Raw genomic sequence first — 2,711 nt, 5'->3', positions numbered from 1 at the left:
CAGCCGCGGCTGGTACGAGCTGGAGATCACGGTCGACGGCGATGCGGCGTTCGCGGCGCGCTTCGCCGGCCACGTCGAGAACGGCGACGACAGCATCAGCGACCCGCTGATGGGGCGGCTGCGGCCGGGCCCGCGTCCGTGACCATCGGCCTGCCTCAGTGCGCCGTCACCACGGCGATGCTGCAGTCGCGCCCCTGGACCTGCACGTTCGATGGAATCGGCCGTGCACCGCTGTACGCGAGCTGCATCCCGAGGTCGACCGCACTGCCCGCCGCCACCGTCGCGTTCCAGTCCACCGGCCGGACGGTGATGGTGCGCGCGCTGGAGGTCACCACACTGCTCCAGTAGTTGGTCACCGTGAAGTCGCTCGACTCGGTCCACGACAGCTGCCAGTTGCTCAACGCCTGCGTGCCGGTGTTGCTCAGCCGGATCGCCATCACCTGGCCCGCGCCCCAGTCGTTGCTGATGTCCAGCGTGACCGCGCACGCGCCGGGCGGTGGCGTCGTCCCCTGCTGCGTGGTGGCCGACACCGTGGCACTGGCGGCGCCCTCGCCGCCGGCGTTCGCGGCCGTCACCTGGTACCACCAGGTGGTGTTCGCCGCCAGCCCGGTGTCGAGGTAGCTCGTCGCCGTCGGTGATCCGACCGCACTGAAGCTGCCTGCCGCCCCGCTGGCCGAGCGCTTCACCGAGTAGCTCGTCGCATTCGCCGCCGCCGTCCACGCGAGCGTCACCGACCCGGCCCCGCCGGTGGCCGTGAGACCCTGCGGTGCCGCCGGCGGGGTCACCGGGCTGCCGCCGCATGCCGGTGGCTCATTGCCGAACACCTTCACACCGTTCGAGTAGACCGGGATCGCCAGCGACTTGACCGTGCTGCCGGCCGCCAGCCCCGCATACGACGGGTCGTTCGCCGGGTTCCAGTACGCCGTGCCGGAGGGCGCCGAGAAGCGGAACTGGATCTCCTTGCGGTGTGCCGACTGGCCGCCCGGGTAGATGTCGGTGCCGGTGAAATCCGCGACGGCGTAGTAGATGTTGCTCGTGCCGCAGCGGAACGGCCCGCTCGCCGCCCCGCCCTGCGAGTAGTTCGTGCTCAGCGTGATCGCCGAGGCCGGCACGCCGGCCGCGATCACCTCGCTCAGGTCGACGTAGTAGCGCAGCGAGAGCTTGTCGCCATGCCGCGCCGGCCAGCCCGAGCGGTTGTTCAGCAGCGCCTTGATCTCGGTGTAGGTGCCGCCCGAGCTGTTGATGCCGGCCTCGACGAAGAACTCGTCCTCGGTGGCCACCTCGCGCGGCGGGAAGTTCGCGAGCGGCGCGCCGCCGGGTGCGAGCTCGTTCATCTTCGCCAGCACGCCGGTGAAGGCCGCGTTGTAGTCGGTCGCGACCTCGTTCGACACGTAGTTGCCGATGTCGTCGCTGTACGAATCGTTCGCGCCCGGCCCGCCCACCATCGCGCCGTACAGCAGGTGGCGATGTGCCGCCGGCGTCGCCTGGCTGTCCAGCCACGAGCCGTGCGCCGTGCGGTGGTGCGGGTGCTGCGGCGGGTTGACGCCGAAGCCGATCAGGTAGCTGCCCTGGCGCGGGTTGTCGCCCAGCACGTAGTTGACCTGGCGCGTCGCGAAATCCCGATACCGCTGCTGCTTTGCCGCGTCGCCCACCACGTCGGCATAGGCGAGCGCGATGAAGGCCTCGTTCATCGCATAGCGCAGCGAGCCCCACTGGTCCAGCCAGGCCAGGCCGCCCGGCGTGTAGGTCACGCGCTGGCCGTCCGAGGTGCCGGTGGTCCAGTAGTCGAGGTTGCGCTCCAGCGCGTCCTTGTAGAGCGCCTTGCCGGTGCTCTCGGCCAGCATCAGGTAGACGCCGACGAGCTTGCTGTCCCAGCCCAGCGTCCACTTGTACGGCAGGTAGGCGGTCTGCCCTTCGGTGCCGAAGTTGCCCACGAACGACTCGGCCTTCTGCAGGTAGGCCGCCTCGCCGGTGGCGCGGTACAGCCAGGCGGCGCCCCAGGCCAGTTCGTCGTAGTAGCCCGACCAGGAGTTGTAGTAGTTGGCCGCGTCGGGGACACAGTCGGAGTACTTCGCGCGCACCGTGTCGGCGAAGGTGTAGAGCTGCCGCGCATGCGTCAGCAGTTGCGCCGCATAAGTGGGATCGCTGGGCGAGAACAGCATCGAGGCGGCCGCCATCGCCGCCGCGGTCTCGGCCGCCACGTCCGACCCACCGCAACTGGCCGTGATCCGGTAGCTCGGCGCCGCGAGCGGGTAGACCTCGACCGGGCCCCACCAGCTGTGGTCGGTGCCGCCGTTGCCCACCTGCACCACCAGCTCGTTCGGTGCGGTGTGCGCGCGCATGAAGTAGTCGTTGACGAAGCGCAGGTTGGCGAGCAGCGCGTCGTACTGCCCGGCGGCCTGGTAGCCGGCCTTGAAGCGCAGCCCGCCCCAGGCGAGCTGGGTCGCGCTGAAGGCCATCGGGAAGCCGAACTTCACATGGTCTCCGGCGTCGTACCAGCCGCCGGTCAGGTCGCGGCCGATGTCGCTGCCATCGGACAGGCGCGAATCGCCGCGCCAGCTGGTGACGCGGTTCCAGGCCGGCAGCTTGCCGGACTGCTGCGCTTCGTAGAACAGCACCGATTTCTGCAGCGCCTCGGCGTAGTTGAAGCGGGGCGCGGCCAAGGGGGCKGCCATCGCGCGGGCGCGCGAGGTGTCCTGGGCCGCCGCGTC

General features: G+C 70.4%; 1 protein-coding gene. It reads right to left on the bottom strand.

All coding sequences use genetic code 11. The features are described 5' to 3' along the window. Nucleotides 1-155: 155 nt before the first annotated feature. Nucleotides 156-2,711, bottom strand: a 2,556-nt coding sequence (locus tag AC1D15_RS25750; RefSeq protein WP_477828228.1) for a glycoside hydrolase family 9 protein, incomplete at its 5' end; no start/stop codon positions are given.

The organism is Rhizobacter sp. P2_H2, from assembly GCF_056403375.1.
Note: the sequence above shows the minus strand (reverse complement) of the source record. Positions and strands in the feature narration are given on the sequence as shown.